Consider the following 20,089-nt stretch of genomic DNA (forward strand, 5'->3'; position numbering starts at 1 on the left):
TTCAAAAAATTATTTGATTACAAACAATTTTTTGAAGGGAAAGATAAAAATAATAAACAAAAGCATATTAATTAGTAAGGTTGGTCCCAAAAAGCGGCTGATAAAAAATGTATCACTCACATCGGCTAACTTGAACAGCATCTGTATACCCAAAGATACCAATTCAAAGAAGGTAACAAAGATAATCATGCCAAAAAACATCGTAAAAACATTGCGATATAATGTATCGGCCAGGGCATACATAAGCCACACACTTAGCGGTAAAGCTACCGTGTAAATTCCTAAAATTCCGACATAATACATATCAAATAACAGTCCTAAAACTACTGCGGTAATCATCATGTAACGTTTAGATAACACCATACAGCCACACATTAAACCTAATAAAAGCAAATGGGCGTTCGCAATATAATAATTCCGACTCCAGTTTTCTAATAAGCGGGTAAATTGCCCATCTAGCAACATCAAAATAAAAAAGGAAGGCGCGGCATAATATTTCACCGTATCTTTTGTTAGCATTACTCACTATCACCTGCCGCTCTTTTCACAACAGTGACAACAGACATGTCATACATATCCGCATAAGGTTTAACATAAACTTGCTTATCCAAGCCATAATCATCTGATTTAAAGTCGACAACTGTTCCGACAGGTAAATCTGCCGGTGAATTTCCACCTAAACCTGAAGTTTGCACCACATCGCCTGCTTTTAATTTCTTTTCTCCAGTCAATTGGTTCACAATTAAAGTTCCAGTTTTTTCATCATAATTGCGTAACAGCCCAAATGTTTCACCATCTTCACCCGAAATACGAACCGGAAAATGATCCGAATTTTGGTTAGCCGAGGTCAACAACTCTACTTTAGCAGAAGTGAGATTGACTTCTACAATTCGACCCACGAGTCCTTTTTGTGACATAACTGCCATATTTACTTTTAGACCATCTTTTGACCCTTTATCAATCACTAACATATCTTGCCAGGCATCCGGTGAACGGGTAATGACATTGGCAGAAACCTTTTCAAAGTCCGTCAATGTTTCATTTAACTTTAATTCCGACTGTAATTTCTTAATTTCCCGTTCTTGATTTTTGGTCTTTTGAGCTAGTTCATCATAAGAATCGATTTTGTTTTTCAAACGCTCATTTTCACTATAAGTCACAAATAAATTTTGCACATTGCTAAAAGCATTTTCGACAAATTTTACTGGTGCACTAATGACGCGATCCACAATTGAGACACTGTCATTGGCAACAGACTGAGCTAGATTTGTCTTTTCACTATTTGCTCGTCTGGCTGCTGTAATACTTATCACGGAGACCACTACAATGACTAAAATCAGAGTAATGATAATATTTTTATTTGGATTAAATTTCTTCACAAGTACACCCCTCAAGAAAAAAGCCGGCACGATTTTATCGTGCGACTGATAGTAATGATTTTACCACTAAAATCCTTTAAACAAAAGGCAGGGACTGACTCTTAAGATATTTTTTGTAAAATCATCACCTTCTTGCTGCAAACTTACCTATTTGGGGAAAAGCCAATATGAATTAAACCGCTTACTTCGATGTTGGAGGTTTAAATTTATAAAAAAAAGCCGGATAAAAATCCGACTTTTAATCCCGACTTTGAATGACGGCGATAATTCCACTGGTAAAGCAAATTTCTGCTGCTTCGGTCACAAATTCATTACTCGCATAAGAAGTTGGTTGTAAAACGTCTACTTCATCCAGGGTATATTTGCTTTTGGCTAGCGTTAATTTGGAAACCGGGGTTAAACAACAATAAGCTAAGTATTTCATCGTTGAAATTTTTTTTACCACATGTTTTCCAGCAGGTAGATAGCTTAAACTATTTTGTCTGTCACAAAGGGTGATCTGTTGCATAAAAGGAACAAAACGCGGTTCCACCCCCAGCCAAATATTAGCTAATAAGTGATCCAGACGTCCTCCTGAAGCACCAATCAACGTGACTTTCGCTTTAGGATATTTGGAAAAAACGGAAACCAAAGCCAATTGCGTATCTGTATCATCTTTTTCTGCAGCAGCAGTGAGAACTTCATCTGCTTTTTGAATGACTAATTCCTTTTCTGCTAGTGTTAAAGAATCAAAATCTCCGACAGCAAAATTTAGCTCTTTTTTTTGTTGCACTAAAAAGAGTGCACCGCGATCAATCCCTACAAAAAAATCAAAGGGTTGTGACATAATATCTACTGGCCATAATTGAGGATCACCGCCAGCTACTAACAGAATGTTCATTTTGCCAATACTTCTTTCAGCGCGGCGATGCGTTCGTCAGGATCTGGAGCATTGTAGATATAAGAACCAGCCACAAAAACATCTGCCCCTGCAGCTTGACAGATTTCAGCAGTTTCCGGCACAATTCCGCCATCTACTTCAATTTCATAATGGTAATCAAATTCTTCTTTTAAAGCTTTCAACTCTTTTACTTTTTCCACTGCTTCAGGAATAAAGGCTTGGCCGCCAAAACCAGGATTAACCGTCATCACCAACACTAAATCCGCCATTTTCAAAACATGTTTGATAGCATCCACTGGAGTTCCCGGGTTAATCGTCACGCCTGCTTTGACATCGGCACCTTTAATCATTTGGAGCGCGCGATGAATATGGGGGGTAGCTTCTACATGAACGTTAATAATATCTGCCCCTGCTTTTGCAAAATCTAAAATATAATTTTCGGGTTTTTCAATCATCAAATGACAATCCAAAGGTAATTTTGTCACTGGGCGGATGGCTGCAACCACAGCTGGCCCAATCGTAATATTTGGGACAAAATGACCATCCATGACATCCACATGAATATAGTCGGCGCCTGCTTTTTCGACTAACTTTATGTCCCGTGCCAAATTGGCAAAGTCTGCGCTTAAAATTGATGGTGCAATTTTCATAAAAAAATCCTCCTTACAATACTATTCATTATTTATTTTTCTTATAAATCGGGCGACGTTTTTCAATTTCTTCTAAAAACTGCAAATAATTAGCGTAACGGGTTGGCGCAATTTCACCACTTTCAACACGGTGCTTGACCTCACACCCAGGTTCATTAACATGCTGACATTCACGAAATTTACAAAAAGGAGCCGCTTTTACAAATTCAGGAAACATACGGGGAAGCTCTTGTGAAGTAATGTCTTGAAACTCCAACGAGCTAAATCCTGGCGTATCTGCCACCAAGCCGCCCCCAATTTCTAACAATTCAACATGACGCGTGGTATGTTTGCCGCGTCCCAAATAATTAGAAATAGCAGCTGTTGCCAAATCCAAGTCGGGACGGATTTTATTTAATAGCGTAGATTTACCCGCACCAGACTGCCCCATAAAAACACTTAGCTTATCGTGGAATAATTTTTCCAATGCGTCTTTATTGGCTTTATCACTTTCAAAAGCAATTACTTCATAACCAATTGCGTTATAAACCGCTTTAACATTTTCAAGCTGTTGCTTATCCGTTAACAAGTCCAACTTACTTAAATAAATGACAGGTTCAATATCTTTATACTCTAAGTTAACTAAAAATCGATCCAACAAGTTATAAGAAAAAGCTGGTTCTACCATACTAATAACTACGATTCCCAAATCAATATTGGCGACAGGGGGGCGCACCAATTCATTTTTCCGCGGCAATAAATCCAAAATATACCCGTCGGTTAAATTGCTACTTTCAAATTCTACCCAATCTCCCACCAAAGGCGTCAATTTACGTTTGCGAAAATTTCCCCGCCCCCGGGTTTGATAAATCGTGTTATCCGCTGTAACTACATAATAAAAGCCGCTTAACGCTTTTCTGATTTGACCTTTCACCCATTGTCCTCCTATAAAAATCTAAGACTCTACTTTCACATTTTACCATAAGTTTTCTCTTTTCCATTAACGAGAAAATTCTTTTTTGACTTCCTTTATTTTGCCAACCAATAGTCTTTAAAAAGGCCCACCAGACTGGATATTATGACTTTTTATCCAATCTAGCAGGCCTTAATTCAGCTAGCTTTATTTTTTATTTTCGAATAATTGGCTGGGTACCAGAAATCACCCAATTTTTTTGTGCTTTTTTGGGGTAAAACCGCATTGTCTTTTGCCGCCAGCCTTTTACGCCAACAGGAAGGATTACTTGTGATTGCGGCGCAATTTCTTTTAATGTATACATAGCTCCCGGCAAGTCTTTAAAAACCACGAGGCCCGTATCATTAGATTGCACTTTCAACGTATCACCTTGACGAATAACAGGAACCTTACCTTTTTTATCAAATAAAATGTATTCTACTCCCTGCATAACTTCACCCTCTTGATTTTGTCTCACAAAAGTTAAATCAAAACGACGGCGTTTCAAAAGAAACGCTTTAATCGCCCGATACAATAAATAAAGGAGTAACAAAATTAGAGCAAAGGTCCCCGCGATAATGAAAATATTTTTTTGTTCCCGCGCTTTATTTCCACTTGCCACCTCTTTTGCCAATTTTTCCGTATAAGGTACGCGATGGCCCGTTACCAATAGGCGATGGGAATTAATCATATACGGGGTACAGGTGATTAATGTCGCCAAATCTTTTCCTACTTCAATTTTTAAAGTGCTTGTTTCAGAAGGAAGCACAACTTCAATTTTATTGACTTCATAAGCTAACTTTTTGCCATAAACGGTTAGAACAAATTGATCGCCTTTTTTTACCTTTTCTAAATCGGTAAATAAAATTCGATCCGGCAGACCACTATGCGCCGAAATCACCGTATGGGTATTTTGACCGCCGGTGGGAAAAGACGTTCCTTGTAAAACTGTCGCACCACGATTTAATAAAAAGTGATTGGTGGTATCAAACAAGGGAATGTCTACTTCGATTTTTGGAATCGCAATCCTTCCAATTAAGTGTTTTTGATAATAAGCTTCATCTTGTTTATCACTTATTTCTTCAGCAAAAGGATCATTTCCAGGAGCAAAACCACCTTGACTTAGTTTTTCATTTTCTTTGCGCTGTTTCTTTAGCTCATCTTGTTTTTGTACCAAATCTTTTTGAACTTGTTCCAGTCTTTTTTCATCCAAAAAATCATTGAGAGCATTAATATAAAAGGGATAAAGTGCAATCAACGAGCCCACGGCAAACATCAAAATGATCATGACACTCCCAACGAGACGTTTGATACTCCCTTTAGGTGCTTTTTTCTTCATAACGCCCTCCTTGCCAATCCATTTGATAGTTACGCTCTTTGTTTTGCCCAACCTTTTTCAATAGACCTTTTTTTGTTTTTAGTTTTAAACGCTTATCGTTTAACCGTGCAACTTTTGCTTTTAGATAAGGTTTAGGTGTTTCATGCCAAGCGACGTGATAGATATTGCCGGGAATTTGTTCAAAAATTACCCAGCCATTTTCAGCGCTGCTTGCTTCTTTTGTAAAGGTAGCGGATCCTTCTAAGCTACGCCCGCGGTGATCCAAAAGACGAAATTTTTGACCGCTAATCGGCTCTTTAGTATTTGCATCTACGACACGAAACGTTAAATCATAAGTCCGTTTGCGGCTGCGAATTAAGACTACTTTACGCCACACCCAATAGAAGAAAAGTGCCAAAAGTAAGACAATAATCGCGATGTACTCGATTAAGCGTCGTTTATGATATTCTTTTGTTTTTTGAATTTGTTTAGTCATGGCTTCTTCATAAGGGATGCGTGAGCCAGTAACTAAAAGACGATGAGAGTTGACCATATATGGCGTACATGTTACTAACGTTACGAGGTCTTCATTGGGTACAACCCGTAATTTATCCAGTTCATTGGGTAGTACGGTTTGGATACTGGTAACCATATAGGCCAATTTTTCATCTAAAATTTCTAAATAGAACTTATCGTCTTTTTTCAATTTGTCCACATCTGTAAACAACATCTTATCAGGCAAGCCAGTGTGGCCTGTAATAACAGAATGTGTACTTTTCCCGCCAATCGGAAAGGAACTTCCTTGTAAAATTGTCGCGCCCTTATCTAATAACACATCGTTGGTGGTATCAAAAACTGGCAGACTAACATTAATTTTAGGAATATAAATGGCTCCAACAGTATGCTTTGCAAAATATTCTCGTCCAGGAGAAGTATTCTGTCCCACGTTTTCTTCAAAAGGATCGGCTACAATACCCATCCCCGGAATATTAGTCCCTTGTGCTGCCATCTTTGCATTCTCTGCCGCTTTCTTCTTTTTGAGTGCGTCAGCTTCTTTTTTATTTTTTTGTTGGAGTTCTTTTTGATAGGATTCAATTCGTTGTTGATCGATATAGTTATTTAATGAGTCCACCACAAAAGGATAAGAAAAAATTGCTGCGCCGACTAAAAATAAAATCACCATCGCAAACTTCAAACCCATATTAATCTTTTCATCTTTAGTCATTTTACCTTTAGTGGTTTTGGGCTTGGTCATATTTTTCTCCCCTTTATTTTTGTAGTTCTGTTATTCTGACTCTCATAACTATTTTTTCTTATCTACAATGCGAATAGGCGTTGTTCCACAAACATAATAAACACTGGTGATATTTCGCAGTGCAAAAATTGATGCAATGCCTGCCGAGAAAAATTCGCGATTTCGCCGGTTTTCTGCTTTAGTCACAGCGATGGGATGATTCAAAATTTCAATCATAATCTGATTATTTTGACTACCACCTTTTAATTTCACAAAAGAACGTTCTTTTCCATTTACAAATCCACCTAAATAATCAAGATTCGTATTATCCCCATTGATAATCACATCGCCAGTATTGACAATGGACAACGCGATTTCACTGCCCATTTCCTGATAGCCAATTGGTGCACGCAATTCCTTTAGATTATAGATTCCGGCGGGTAAATTTTTGACCACAAACTGTGCAGTTTCTGATGCCGCTAAATCTGGTAAATTATGACTAATCGTCCTATTTTGATTAGATAAATGCATTCGTCCCCCACTCAATGCCCGGCCTTCATGATCTTTATAGATAACCGTCACATCAAAAGGTTTCAATTCATTGTAAATGGTGACATCTACTACTTCATCGTGACCAGTCAATAAAAATTTATCAGCATTGACAGTAGTAAGTGACGCTTGATTAAAGGGTATCGTAAAATAATAAGGTGTTTCATTTAATAAGAAACCGGCAACCTTAATTTCATTAATCCGGTATTGCCCAGCAGATAAATCATTTACCACTGCAAGTCCGTGTTCGTTAGTTTTTAGCGCAGTGGTAATTGTTTGCCAACCCGAAGTCGTTTTCTTTTCTAAACGAAATTGTGAATTTTTAATTGGTGTTGAAGGTCCTTTGACCAAATTAGCCACATTTAACGTATAAGTTTTTTGCTGCGTGGCTGGATGGGAATTTAATAAATTTAAATTACGAGTAACTTCTAACGTTTTTTGTTCATTAGCGCTTACCCGAGTTTTACTTACCACTTCTTTGCTATCGCCATTTACTTTTGCTTTATAGCGAATGTAAAGTGGATAATCAATTTTCCGATTGACATCAATCCGAAACCCTTTTTGATAGTCCGTATCTGCATTTAAACGTACATCAAACATGCGATTTTCATTGTTCACTTTTTCCCCTGGAAAATATTTGCCTTCAATAATTGTAGGATGAAATACTTCAATACTGGTTAAATCAATCACTTGATTTTTATCAGGAGCGCCTTCAATTACCAGTTGTTCTAAGTTGCGACCTTGTGCATTTACCAATATATCCCATGAAATCGTATTGTCTTTTGCATCATAAAAACCTTCATTACAAAAAAGTTGACTCCGTCTTAATAAATATTCTGATTCGCTTTTTTGAAAATTTTGTCCCCCGTATTCAAAGGCAAAATCCCCATTAAAGCTGTAGGTGCCGCTGGCTGTTTCTTGACTTAAATCAACACTATAATCAAATGTTGAAGATACTTCTATTCCTAAGCCACAACATCCCAATGACTCATCTAAAACGACTTCTACTTCTTTATAAAGCGGTTCTTTGCCTTGGGTTAGTGGTTCTTTTTTCACAATATGATACTTCGATTTATCTAACAATATCTTATTTGCCTGAACATAAATCCCAGTTGCTTGACTATCTTCATCAGGAATCAATTGAAAAACTCTCAGCTGAACCAAATCTTTTTCAGTAAAATAGTGATATTCACTTCGGTCTGATTTTAACACCCGCTCTTTATCCAATCGAATGGTAAAAGATTGATTTTTTTTCAAGTCATAACGACGAGTATTAGCAAAATAGGTCCAATCAATTTTATTACGACTTTCATTGTAAAATGCTTGACTATCCATATTTTGTAAAAAACGCTCATCATCAATTGTAGTCGTCCCAGTAGTTGTCACACTATGCTGATCTTGAGTAATGGCAGCATCTAAAACAATATTCTGTTTTTTTGCTGGCATTGCATCAATATCAGCAACACCACCAGTATTGGTTTGCAAATATACTGTAATTTTTTTGGCTGTCGTCTTCGCTTTTTGGGGTATTGTAATTTTTACACCCGCTCTTTTTCCTGGCCAAGCTCCAGTTTTAGATACTAAGTCTTTTTTATTATGGAATAACAGTTCATATTCATCGTCTTGCAAATAACGGGTTACACCGGCAGCATTCGTCGCTACCACTAAAATTCCTTTTTTATTTGCCAAATTCTCAATTTCAGCCGAATCATAATTTTTCGGTAGATCGCTCTTATTGAAATAAAAATTTTGGCCGCCTTCTGCTAGCGTCATGGCTAGTTCTATATTTCCTTGCGCGTTAATTGTTTGCGCATTTATTTGCCATAACAACTTATTTTGCCATCCACTAAATTCTAATGGTGTAACCGCTATGGCCATTTTTTTCTCACAAGTAGCCTTTGCTAATAAACCTTTATCACTTACTGCACTCGCTGTTACTTTTTGTTTGGACCGCTCAGTAGAGTCATAACAAATATAATAACGTCCATCTTGGAGCTTAGTTTGGGGATCGTTTTTAACAAAATCGAAAAAGGCAATTTCTACTGTTTTTGCATCAATTTTTGTTACCGAGTACAAACGCTCATCTACTTTTCTTCCCTTAATTCCTTCTTCATCAAACACTTTCACCGAAGAACTCTCCAAGTTGCCTGAATCCACAGTTAATGTAATGGTTTCTACTCCAGGTATACTCTTCATGCTTTGCCCATTACGATAGTAAGCCGCACGCCATTCAAATAAATCCTCATGTTGCCCATCATTGACTAAATAAAGGCGATGTTCTGGCACCACCAGTGTTTTATCACTCACCGCACTCCCTGCATTTTTTGAAGTTCCACTCACACGATTTACCACTTTTCTGGCCGCATGCATTTTTCTGGTTAATGTAGTGGTCTTAATCACCAGCTTTGATGCAACTTCTTCAACGAATTGAACTTGCGAAAGATTTTCTTTTTCTTTATCGTGAATTAGTTCATATCGTGGTGCAGACACTTCTTGGCCTGTTTCGTCGTAAGCTTTAATATCAAATAAAGGCAACTGTTTTACTTTCATGATTTTTTTTAACTTTTCATTTGTAAAGAAGAAGTCGAAACCATCGCCACTGCTTGTTTCATCATCACTATACGGTGGCGTTACATCTTCACTAGTCAAAGACATACTATTAATTTTTGCATATTTTTCAGCCACTTTTTTAGGTGTAATTGTGGTTTCCCAAATAATAGGGATACCTCCGAGCTCCTCATCATAAGTCAATTTTTGATTTGGCAGCGTAGTTTCTTCTATTTTAAAACTCAACTGTGTGGTTTTAATTTTTTGTTTTTGTGTATAGTCTGCTGTCTTAGCTAAAAGTAAAGTTTCACTGCCACTGTCATTTTCCAGGTCAATGCCGGTATCGATTACTAAAGGTAAAATTAAATCTTCTTTCAAAAAGGCATTTTGATTTAACGTCACTTCCCAAATATGTTCCTCACTGTCTGATTTGGCAGTATTAATTTTATAGTGTCCGTAATTAATATCATTATTTTCTAAGCGTATTGGTTGAGTCGTATTTGAATTTTCTGGCAATTTAAACCTTTTATCGATTCCAAATTGAAATGTATAACTAAGTTGAATCTGTTTGCCCTCTGCAGCTGTCTGATTTTCTGCTTTTCCGATAGCTTGTGCGATCGTTTTATCTGCTAAAAAATTCTTTATATCTAACGTTTGTTCCAAACGCAATTCTGTTCCTTCATCTATAATCCTCTTTTTTTGCAACGCTTTATAATCCTGCCAATTTCCATTTTCAAAAACTTTTAATTGACTCAAATGGATAGGCGTAGTGACCGCTTCATCTTTTGGTAAGAATGAATCCAAAGAAACAATCTTTATTTTTTCAACCGGGGCTGCCTCCATCTCCAATACTTTTCCGGCGCTATGAAAGTTGATTTCTTCTAATTGTCCATTATTTTCATTCACACGATAGCCTAATAGTCGAATTCCTAAACGATAGTTGGGCTTAGCTCTCCTAATTTGAGTACGGAAAACCATCTGGTAAGTTGTTTTTTCTTTACGTTTATTGGCACTCTTTTCTACTACTCCAATTTCATTTACATTATTAGAAGTTCGATTAAAACTTTCTTCAGGAAATTGGGTATTGGTCGCCGCCACTAAATCCTCATCAATATCTACTACTTGAATACCCAATTTTGTGGCCGATTGAATCGCATTTTTGGTAAATTCAATCTGCCAATAAATACTATTTTCTTTTTGATTAACTGTATATTGATAAGAAATATCAACTTCCTCTGTAGCGATAAAACGTTTGTCTTGATATTGATAAATGCCATCTGCTTTAGCATTCACACCAGCTAAAATAAAGATATAAGGCACGAGTAATAACGCGACCGTCAACAATGATAAAAGTCTGCCTTTTTTCATTAGCTTGTTCCTTTCTGCCCAAATAAAATCCCATTTTCCCTCTTTGAACGCATTAAATTTAAAGTTAGTTTTATAGTTTAATTTTATCAAAAACTTATCTTTTAATCAAAATATAATATTACAAATTTAAAATTGCCTTTATCGTCAATAAAAGTCCATAAAACGTTTAAATAACAACATTCTAATTTCCCCATGATTATTAGAATATTTTCTTCAATTTTATTTCCAACAAAAAATTTGTCATTTTTTATCACTAAAAACAAAAGAAAAGAACAGATTACGCTCAACCGCAATCCGTTCTTTTCTCATTTTAGTTCACTTTTTTATTGCGGTACCAATAATAACCGCCAATCCCTACGCCAATCAGAATAACTATCAGAGACAACTGTATAAATTTCACAATTCCACTGCCTCCAGTTGAAGGCAGGTCTCCCATATCTAAGTCATTTTGAACTAAGAAATACATGGTGGCATTATCTCCATATTCAACTGTGAAAGTATTCTCTTTGTTTGAACCACTTTCATCCAAGTAACTAACGTGATATTCTGTGGTGGTTTCAACAAGAGTATATTTTTCCCCGTCATTTAAGATTTTTGTCCAGTCTGTAATCGAATTTTCAGCCTTATCCGTAAAAACAATGTTAACCGGCTTATTTTTCACTAAAATGTTGGCACTACCTAAGGCAACCGCCTTTTCACTTTTGTCTTGAATTTCAAATTTAAACGTTTTTCCTTCCTTAGGCAACGGAACATTGCCAGTCACCTTTTTCTGAGCTTCAAATTTATAAGATTTGTCTTTTGTATTCACTGCTTCAAATTGAATCGTAATACTTTTTTCTAAGATTGCTGGAATTGTAAAAGAATTCTTCTCTGGTCCCGAATCCATACCACTAATTGTATATGTCACCGAATAACCATCACTATCTGTTTCCACAATGTAGTATTTGCCTGGTTTTAGTAAGTTCGTCCACTGCTCTGCAGTAGTAATTGCTGTACTATTTGTATCTGTGAAGATAATATCGGCTGAATCTCCATTAGACGTTACAGCTTCTCCATTTGCGACTAATTTATCCCCAGTTGCAGGTTTCTCCCCTGCTTGATGACGAAGTTCAAAGTGGAAGGTTTTGGTTTCTTTTTCTTGGAGTGTTTCATCAACTAATTTCTTGGTACCTTTTAAATCAATTTTAGGCTTTTCTTCTTTTTTACTGTTTTTGACATAAAGTGTAATATTGTTGACTGCTCCTGCTATAAAATGAATTTCATCAGTTGTAATACCATTCACTTTGTAGCTTGCCTGGTATTCCTGACTATCAGTTTCTGATATAACATAAGTCTTGTCAGGATCCACAATTCCAAACCAATCATTACCACTAATACTAATTGTGTATGCAGCATCTTTAAAAAATTCAATATCCGCTATCTTACTATCTTTTTTTACTTCAGCTTTTCCATAGGCTAAGATGTTAGGGGAGTTTTTTTCTTTAATTTCAAATTTAAAAGTTTTATTTTCCTTAACAATTTCAGAAACTTCTTTTTGCCCTTTTACAGTAAATTCATCCTCATAGTTTGTGACTAAGAAGTTAATATGGACTGCTTTTCCTTCAGTAAAATTGGCTGTAAACAAATTGTTTCCTTCACCGCCATAACCGGAATATTTCACATTGTACCCATTCGTCGTTGTCTCAATTAACTGATAATTTTCTCCGTCTTCAAGAACATTCATCCACTCATCGTTACCAATTCTATTGTTATCATTATCACGATCAGCTGTCGTTCGATAGAATTTTACAACCTTTTCTGTATTGACACTATCAGTTTTAGTATACGTCACTTTACCATAAGCTTTTGTATCCGTTACATTGCCCGCTACAATTTTTTGGATTTCAAACAAGAAACTTGTATCTTTATCTACTGTGTCTTTCAACAGTTTTTTAGCCCCAAACTCAAATTCCTCTTGGGCTTTGACATTGTATACCGGATGGTAAGTCGTAGTCGTAGTCGTTCCTGGAATGATTGTAAAGTAGATAGGATCAGTATAAGCTGGATACGGATTGTTATCCTTATCTAGAGGTGGTTTGGTTTCAATAAAGTAATACTGATATCCTTGAGAAAGACCTGAAACCGTGAGACGTCCTTTACTATCCGTTACATAAGGATTATTATCTGGATTAACCTTAACATGCGTTGGTACTAAATTATTACCTTCAGTTTTGTACTCGATTACATATAAATCAAACTCTGCTCCGCCAAGAAATTCTCCTTCGATGGGATCTTGTTTAATGATGGTAACGCTACCCTTAGGCTTATAATCCCATTTATGGGTCTCAGTACCACCCTTCCACTCTGCAAAAATTAAATTTCCCTCAACAGTTATACTTGCGCACCCCTTTGCTCCTGGAGCAAGAACTGCTCCTTGGATAATCTTGCTGATATTAACTTGCTCTTTATACAGTGAATCGCTAGCGGCAGAATAAAAATTATACAAGATCGGACTTTTTGTAAAAGTTGAATGTTCACCAATTTGAATATCATTTCCAGCTGAGTCCTTTAATTTGATTTCTAAATTATAGTTGAAATTAGACACTTTTGTTGGCACTTCAACGTTAAAATATATGTTACGCACTTTGCCAGAATGATCCGGTTCCAAACCAATAATAGTTAATTGACGTTCCACATCATGCGCGCTCGGATCGATTTTAATCACAACCGATTCCAAATCTTTGTAGGGTTCCTCACGTAAATCAATCGTTTTTGAATTAATTTGGTTCTGGCTATCTTTAAAAAAGTCACGATTGATTATAATATCCGGGCTCCAGGTCGCAATATCTTTATTTAGGTTTTCCAGATAATTAAATTCTTTTGTAAAATCGATATAAGGAGTTGTACTTTCATGCTCAAAGATTACGTTTCCTTGAAAATCAACTTTTCTATCATTTAGATAGATTTCATTTCCTTTTTTTTCATAGCGAATACCTGAACCTATGACAAATTTAGCTGGAGCATAATCCGGGGATTTATTGATCCCATTAAAACCATTTCCTAAGGTTCCTGCATAAAAAAGTTCATTTGCTGAACCAGCACCAGTGTTTGTACTTATATTGGCTATTGGAGAAGCGAAGTTGCCGTTCAAATGTTGGTTTAACTCAATTTTTTTCGCAAATATGTGAAATAGACCTGCTGCACGCAGTGTTGTTAAACGCGCGGATGGCTCATCATCATACACTGTCTGAGCATAAGGTAAGCCATCTGGGGAAGTCGTAGCTTGTGTGCTTACATTTTGGCCCAGTGTGCGAGCAATTGAATTTGCATTATCCGCTTTTTCTTCCTCTTTTTCTACAGCTGTTGAATCTACTGCGACTACATTATTATCGTTAAATAACGCAACGAAATTATCATCTTCATCTACTAAGCCAATGATTAGATTTATTGCTTTGCCATCGGTTGAAAAAGAAGTTGTAAACGAATTTTTTAGACTAGCAGTTTTCGTCTTATCATCCACATATCGTTCTTGTCGATACTTACGCTCGCGATTATTATTGTCTTTGATATTCATTTCCTGAAATTTTGGCTCTGCGCCGTTTTCATTGGCATTTTTGGGATTTTGATTATCATACACACTGTAACGAATACGATAATTCAGCCCTTCGACTAGATTTTTATCAAATTTCAATTGCCAGTCTGCTTTATTACCATTATCTTTCAAAGTTGAAGTATAACTCACCTTAAAACCTTTAATTTGTACTAAAGTTTCGGTATCATTAGGATTTTTTAAATTCGTGAGATCCAACTCTTGTTTAGCCGGAACAAAAATCAGTTCTTTGGCTTCTTGTTCCTTATCATTAAGGAGAGGGGTTTCTATCACTTCTCCTACATTTTTCTCTACATTTTCAGTTGTACCTTCTGGATTATCTTCGGACTCTTTTACTGGGATTTCCGAAACAAAGCGGGTATATAATTGGTATTTTGTCCCTGCGGTAACGGGAATTTTCAAGCTGCCAGTTTCACTGACTTGCTGCTCACTGTACCAACCGTCTTCTGTCTTAACAAAACCATCTGCAACATCAATTTCAATATTTTTCTTACTATCTTCTTTAACCAGAAAATGCAGACGTAAATTTTCATTTTCTTGCGCTTTGCGTTTTTGATAGTCTAATTGTATATAAGGCCCTTCTTGGCTTTCTTGTAATGTCTGCGTAAGTACTAAATTATCATTTTTGATAATTTCTTCGGTTTCATCATTGCTTGCAGATGTTTTCCAGATAGAAGATGCCGACAATAGACCTCCAAGAAACGGCGAGAGCATTAACACTATGACTAATAGTGCTATAATTTTCTTTTTCATCATTCACAACCCCTTACATCTAAGTTTGCGCCGACTATCATCTGATAGACGAAGTACACGGAAAAGTTTAAATAATATATTTAATTACTTATCCTCATCATCGTGTTTTTTTCGCCATAAGAAAACTGCAATTCCTGCAACAACTACACCCACAACTGAAAAGGCCGCTTTGCCTTCATTTGTTCGCGGTAACATCCGTCGTCCAGTCGTCGCGACTGTATCAATTAATTGTCCCAGTGTTTGCGGCAAACGCAAACGTGTAGAAGTTTCTTGTCCCGAACTGTCTTGTGGTGGTATCTCCGATTCACTTTGTGTATTGTAAATACGAGGCGTTTGGCTTTTTTGAGCTGATTCAGGTACAATACCGGTTACAAGCTCAGCCATTTCTTGACCATTAATTGTCACGGGATCATCCCAAGAAGTTGGGACAATCACTTCGACTTTTCTGGCTTCAGAGGTAATTTCATAGCCGTCTGCTGCTTTTACTTCTTCAAAATAAAATGTCCCTGAAGGTAAAAATCGTTCCCCTGTATTCACTAATCCTGTATTATCAGAGACAAATTTGTTTACCCGCGTGTCCTTTGCTGGATCGGCAGACTCAACCCATTTGTTTTTCAAATCCGTGGTCGGACTCATATCTAAATAGAGTTTTTTTCCATCTTCTTCCCGGTATAAAACAAATTCAGCACCCGCTAGTGCACCCAGATCTTCTCCTGATTGACTTTGACCAAATTTATAAAAGTACGGATCACGAACATAACCCACATTTTTAGGATAGAGGTGAATTTCTGTTAGTTCTTCATTATTCACCATTATGGGCAATGTGACCAAAATCGGACGCGAAAACTTTTCTAAATCAACGTTTAATTCTTTGGTATCACTTACTCCCGTCTCAACAATCAAGTAAGCTTTAAACTGTTCCCCATCTTTTCTTGCTAAATCATCAAACCGAGCTATTCCCGCCTGAGTAGAAGTGGGATTTTTTTTGGAAATTAAATCTTTTTTGGTTACAATAGTGGTGTTCCCTTCAATAGAAATTTGTGGTAAATCTGCTTTTTGTGCGAGTTCTATAGCACCACTTCGTTTCATTCGTGAAAAAACCTGAACAATATCTTTGGTTTCTTTAATGGAACTATCTTGATAATATTTTTTAAAAGTATCAACATTTGTTAATTTCGTAGCATCCCAAATCATGTATTGCGCACCATTTAAAGGAATTGAATTTTTTAAAAGTTCATTTTCCTGGCTATCATCTTCAATATTTTCTTTATCAATTGGCAAACCATCATTTCCATAAAAATACGCATCTAATTTATCGCTGTGGTGCCAATGAACATCACGAAAAATACGTTTATGTAACACAATGTCTACTGTATCCATCTCAGCTGCCTGAGCTTTTTTATCGAATGTACTTAGAAACAAGATTGGACAGACTAATAGTAGCGATAAAAATACCTTAACCATCTTTTTCATGAGGTCTTCCTCCTTTCGCATCATCAAATTTTAATAATTAAATTTAGAGATACCTATACACATTCTATTTTACATGCTAAACGCTTGTTCATCATCTTCTCAAAAAATTAACCTTCGCCAAATAAAAACAATATTTATTTTAATTACACGTTATATAAATCTGTTTTACGCCTTATACACCCTTTGGTTTAGAATTCAGCGACTTATTTAATCCCAAAAATCAATATATTTTTTTAAAATCATGATTTTTTTCTGTTAAAGTTGACTGATTTATGTAGGTAAAAAATCGATATAACTTGCTTACGTTAATCCGTTAATCTAGAAAAATGATTTGATAATCTTCATCGCTAATCTTTCGAGTATAATTTTATTTTCCTAGGAATATTTCTATTTTAGAACGCCTTTAAATAACAATCGTAATAAATTATGTTACAACATTAAATTATACTGTTTTATTTTTAATAATTTCATGATAAAATAAATAGAGAAAAACTTACAGAGGAGGTGACCCATGTTATTAAGTCCATTGATATTAGAAGACGCCGCCAGACAAAAAATCAGTGTCATGGAATTTTTTTCAGATAAAGAGGCAGGTACCTATTCGATTAATTATCTTTGTTCTGAATTGAAATTATCCTATACAACGTTAAGTACACTGACACAAGAAATCCACGATAATTTATTAGAGCTTACTGGAAAATCATTTTTAACCGCAAATGGTAAAATTTCATGGCAGCCAGGAGACTATCGTCACAATGAATATATCCAATATCTTGTCCGCACCTCTATTCCTTATAATTTTATTTTGTATTCCTTAATCAAACCCGAGGTGACGTTTGAAAATTTTTGTGAAGATTTCTATTTGAGCCAATCCACTATTTTACGTAAATTACGTCCTTTAAAAAAATATTTAAATTCTTTTAGAATACGTTTATTAGCTTCCAAAATGAAGATTGATGGTAACGAGGCCATGCTCAGAATGTTTTATACAACCTATCTTTGGGCGGGAAATTTAGGACAAGATATTCTTTTGAGTAAATTTGATTTTTGCGATGAACGAAATATTATGCGAATACTTCATTTTGATAAAGCTAATTTCATGCATCCTCGTGAAATTTTTTTACGTTTGGCAGTCAACCGGCTTCGAGCCGAGCAAGGTTATGAGTTAGAATTTCCCAAATTTCAAACGCTCCCTTTCAGTGAATTTTTACCTGCACTGACAACGTATTGTGAAAAATTTATTGCTGATTCACAACAAGCTTACTTGCAAGCACGATTCATTTCTTACATGTTGTATTTCACGCCTTTTTACATTAATATTGATGATTTTCGTATCCAGGAATTAAATGATTACTACGAAGAGTTAAAGGACAGCAACAACAGCCTCATTGATTTAATCGAAGAGTATGAGCAATTTTTCTTTACCGAATTAGTTCCGGAAACACAAGCGGATTATGAAGAATCTTTTCTATTACATATCAACCTATTTGTGACATTCATGAACTATATTATTCACCAAGGTGACTCGCCTTTAATTATGGATATTACTCGTCATGAACATGCCCAAGAACATGATACCTATCAAGAACTATTAAAACGTAATGGCGACTTCTTTCGTCGAATTTGTCGCAGAAAAAATTTTGCTTGGCTTGCAGCATGTTGTGAGGATTTAGTAGAAGATGTGACTTATAATATCTTGCCCACATTTAAAAATTGTTATAATCATCAAACCCTAAACGTAGGAATTTTAACAATTCCAGATTATTTCATTATGCAAACCATTAAAGAAGTGTTAAAACAATTTGGCTTTGTGCGCATCCATTTTACTAATTTTGATGATCCCAATATTGATTTTTTCATTAGTACCTTTGATACTCTTTTACCAGACAATTTAGAAAAGCCAATTTTTATTGTTGAATTAATTGAAAATAGCGGTTACGAAAAAGAGCTTTTCGCTGAACTGTGGCAAGCTTATCGTCAAAAAATTTTACGCACATCGCGCACACAAGAAAAAACTTACCAACAATTCCCCCCACTTTCCCAGAATAATAAAATGTCTTCTGAAGATTTTGATTCGACCAATTAAGAAAAGACGCAGCACACTAACCTTTCAGTGTGCTGCGTCTTTTTAACTGTATTCAAAAAATTGGAAGTCGTACTAAAGTTGAGTCATTCTTTTTTTGTAGGCCGCTTCGGTAATTTTTTCACCCCAAAGACAACAAGAGCTAGTAAAACAAGAGCAATTATACTAATTTCAAAGTTTAATTCTCCAGCTTTAATTTTTTGGGGTAATCGTTTGGTAGCTAATACCAAATTATTAAAACTAAAACCCTGAACCCGATTACGCGCCCGTTGGATATGAAAAATTTTAGGACTGGCCCGTTGTAAGACAATTTCTGGAACTTTTCCATCTCGCATCTCACATATACCTTCACCATTGACTGTTGCGGGGAAAAAATTTCCTTTTAAATCTGTCCAAGAAGTTGGAATAAAAACTTCTACATCACTAATATTTTCATTTTTTTCAAATCCTGGCACTACTTTTACTTCTTCAAAATAATAAGTACCTGGCGGTAAATCGCGTTTATTTGTTGTTACCAAGCCTTCTTCATTGGAAATAAAACGATCCAAACGCTCATCTGTTTGCGGATTACTTGAAAATGTCCAAGAGTACCACGTATCAGGCAGCTCGTTTTTTTCTAGATAAAGTCGCTCGGCTTCATCGTTTAACTTATACAAAACGTATTCCACTCCAGCAAGTGGCATTTCACCACTGCCACGCATTTTACCATAATTGAAAAAATAAGGATGGCGGGAGTAATTCAATGTTTCAAGATATATTTCCTCTTCTTCATTTTTATGCTTTTGCGGATCAAAAATCTTGGGAGCGGCACTTTGCTCGTGCACACCATTTATTTCTGAACCCGGCTCTGATTTTACTTCCAAAATCAGATATAACGGCTCTTTGACCCCATGACGCGGGAGTTTAACCGTAGCAACCCCATCTTGTTTTGTACTTCTATCATAAGCCGTTTGCGCTTTGGCAACGATTTTATATTTTTTAGCTGCTTCAAAAACGTCACGTCGTGTAGCATCTGTCCAATCGCCTAATTTGATTTCTTTGGGCTCCCCACCGTCTAAAGGCTGATGCAAGTCGTACACTATAAAATTAGCCCCATTTTGTGGTAACGTTTGGCTAAGAAACATTTTCTTTTCTTCCTCTATGTCTAAATCATAGCTCATTTTAATTTCAATATCTGGGAAAATGCGTTTGTGGAGATGCAGTGTAATTTCTTCTGCTGCAAAGGTCGTCTTTACGGAAAAAAAGCAACCAAAAAATAATGCCATTCCATAAAAGAGTAGGGCTCTTTGACGTTTCATTTTTTCACCACCTAAAAATTAAAATATCCTCATTTAA

General features: G+C 36.0%; 12 protein-coding genes. 1 reads left to right on the forward strand and 11 read right to left on the reverse strand.

Going from position 1 to position 20,089, the window contains the following annotated elements; translation table 11 throughout:
- Nucleotides 1-9: 9 nt before the first annotated feature.
- The 10 genes from mreD to RK01_RS09520 form a co-directional block, all read right to left on the reverse strand.
- The gene (gene mreD / locus RK01_RS09475) at nt 10-519 is read right to left on the reverse strand and encodes a rod shape-determining protein MreD (protein ID WP_016173057.1); all 510 of its coding nucleotides are present in this window, start codon (nt 517-519) and stop codon (nt 10-12) included.
- Nucleotides 519-1,379 (reverse strand): rod shape-determining protein MreC, encoded by an 861-nt coding sequence (gene mreC, locus RK01_RS09480; RefSeq protein WP_016173058.1) that lies wholly within the window; start codon nt 1,377-1,379, stop codon nt 519-521. The genes mreD and mreC overlap by 1 nt, the downstream gene beginning before the upstream one ends.
- A 238-nt stretch (nt 1,380-1,617) precedes the next feature.
- Entirely contained in the window at nt 1,618-2,259 is a 642-nt protein-coding gene (locus tag RK01_RS09485) for a thiamine diphosphokinase (protein ID WP_016173059.1), read from the reverse strand.
- A complete protein-coding gene (gene rpe, locus RK01_RS09490) occupies nt 2,256-2,909 on the reverse strand; it encodes a ribulose-phosphate 3-epimerase (protein ID WP_016173060.1) in 654 nt (217 codons plus the stop codon). Before rpe ends, RK01_RS09485 begins: the two co-directional genes overlap by 4 nt.
- A gap of 28 nt (nt 2,910-2,937) precedes the next feature.
- Entirely contained in the window at nt 2,938-3,822 is an 885-nt protein-coding gene (gene rsgA, locus RK01_RS09495) for a ribosome small subunit-dependent GTPase A (RefSeq protein ID WP_016173061.1), read from the reverse strand.
- 193 nt (nt 3,823-4,015) lie between these two features.
- Nucleotides 4,016-5,179, reverse strand: coding sequence for a class C sortase (locus RK01_RS09500; protein WP_016173062.1), 1,164 nt, complete (start codon nt 5,177-5,179; stop codon nt 4,016-4,018).
- On the reverse strand, nt 5,160-6,413 hold the full coding sequence (locus RK01_RS09505; protein ID WP_016173063.1) for a class C sortase: 1,254 nt from the start codon (nt 6,411-6,413) through the stop codon (nt 5,160-5,162). The genes RK01_RS09500 and RK01_RS09505 overlap by 20 nt, the downstream gene beginning before the upstream one ends.
- Nucleotides 6,414-6,461: 48 nt before the next feature.
- Nucleotides 6,462-10,856 (reverse strand): SpaA isopeptide-forming pilin-related protein, encoded by a 4,395-nt coding sequence (locus RK01_RS09510; protein ID WP_016173064.1) that lies wholly within the window; start codon nt 10,854-10,856, stop codon nt 6,462-6,464.
- Between the two features lie 310 nt (nt 10,857-11,166).
- Nucleotides 11,167-15,198 (reverse strand): SpaA isopeptide-forming pilin-related protein, encoded by a 4,032-nt coding sequence (locus RK01_RS09515; RefSeq protein WP_244874963.1) that lies wholly within the window; start codon nt 15,196-15,198, stop codon nt 11,167-11,169.
- 84 nt (nt 15,199-15,282) lie between these two features.
- Nucleotides 15,283-16,671 (reverse strand): pilin N-terminal domain-containing protein, encoded by a 1,389-nt coding sequence (locus tag RK01_RS09520; RefSeq protein ID WP_016173066.1) that lies wholly within the window; start codon nt 16,669-16,671, stop codon nt 15,283-15,285.
- A 511-nt stretch (nt 16,672-17,182) separates the two neighbouring features.
- Between RK01_RS09520 and RK01_RS09525 the strand changes: the two genes are divergently transcribed.
- Entirely contained in the window at nt 17,183-18,757 is a 1,575-nt protein-coding gene (locus RK01_RS09525) for a helix-turn-helix domain-containing protein (protein WP_016173067.1), read from the forward strand.
- Nucleotides 18,758-18,840: 83 nt separating this feature from the next.
- On the opposite strand, the gene RK01_RS09530 is transcribed toward RK01_RS09525, so the two are convergent.
- A complete protein-coding gene (locus RK01_RS09530; protein ID WP_016173068.1) occupies nt 18,841-20,052 on the reverse strand; it encodes a pilin N-terminal domain-containing protein in 1,212 nt (403 codons plus the stop codon).
- Between the last annotated feature and the right edge of the window lie 37 nt (nt 20,053-20,089).

Source organism: Enterococcus dispar ATCC 51266 (assembly GCF_000406945.1).
Taxonomy (GTDB): domain Bacteria; phylum Bacillota; class Bacilli; order Lactobacillales; family Enterococcaceae; genus Enterococcus_C; species Enterococcus_C dispar.

Coding starts and splice junctions, on each gene's coding strand:
- RK01_RS09525 (WP_016173067.1), top strand. CDS start 17,183: ATGTTATTAAGTCCATTGATATTAGAAGACGCCGCCAGACAAAAAATC.
- RK01_RS09520 (WP_016173066.1), bottom strand. CDS start 16,671: ATGAAAAAGATGGTTAAGGTATTTTTATCGCTACTATTAGTCTGTCCA.
- rpe (WP_016173060.1), bottom strand. CDS start 2,909: ATGAAAATTGCACCATCAATTTTAAGCGCAGACTTTGCCAATTTGGCA.
- RK01_RS09485 (WP_016173059.1), bottom strand. CDS start 2,259: ATGAACATTCTGTTAGTAGCTGGCGGTGATCCTCAATTATGGCCAGTA.
- RK01_RS09505 (WP_016173063.1), bottom strand. CDS start 6,413: ATGACCAAGCCCAAAACCACTAAAGGTAAAATGACTAAAGATGAAAAG.
- mreD (WP_016173057.1), bottom strand. CDS start 519: ATGCTAACAAAAGATACGGTGAAATATTATGCCGCGCCTTCCTTTTTT.
- RK01_RS09530 (WP_016173068.1), bottom strand. CDS start 20,052: ATGAAACGTCAAAGAGCCCTACTCTTTTATGGAATGGCATTATTTTTT.
- RK01_RS09500 (WP_016173062.1), bottom strand. CDS start 5,179: ATGAAGAAAAAAGCACCTAAAGGGAGTATCAAACGTCTCGTTGGGAGT.
- RK01_RS09515 (WP_244874963.1), bottom strand. CDS start 15,198: ATGAAAAAGAAAATTATAGCACTATTAGTCATAGTGTTAATGCTCTCG.
- RK01_RS09510 (WP_016173064.1), bottom strand. CDS start 10,856: ATGAAAAAAGGCAGACTTTTATCATTGTTGACGGTCGCGTTATTACTC.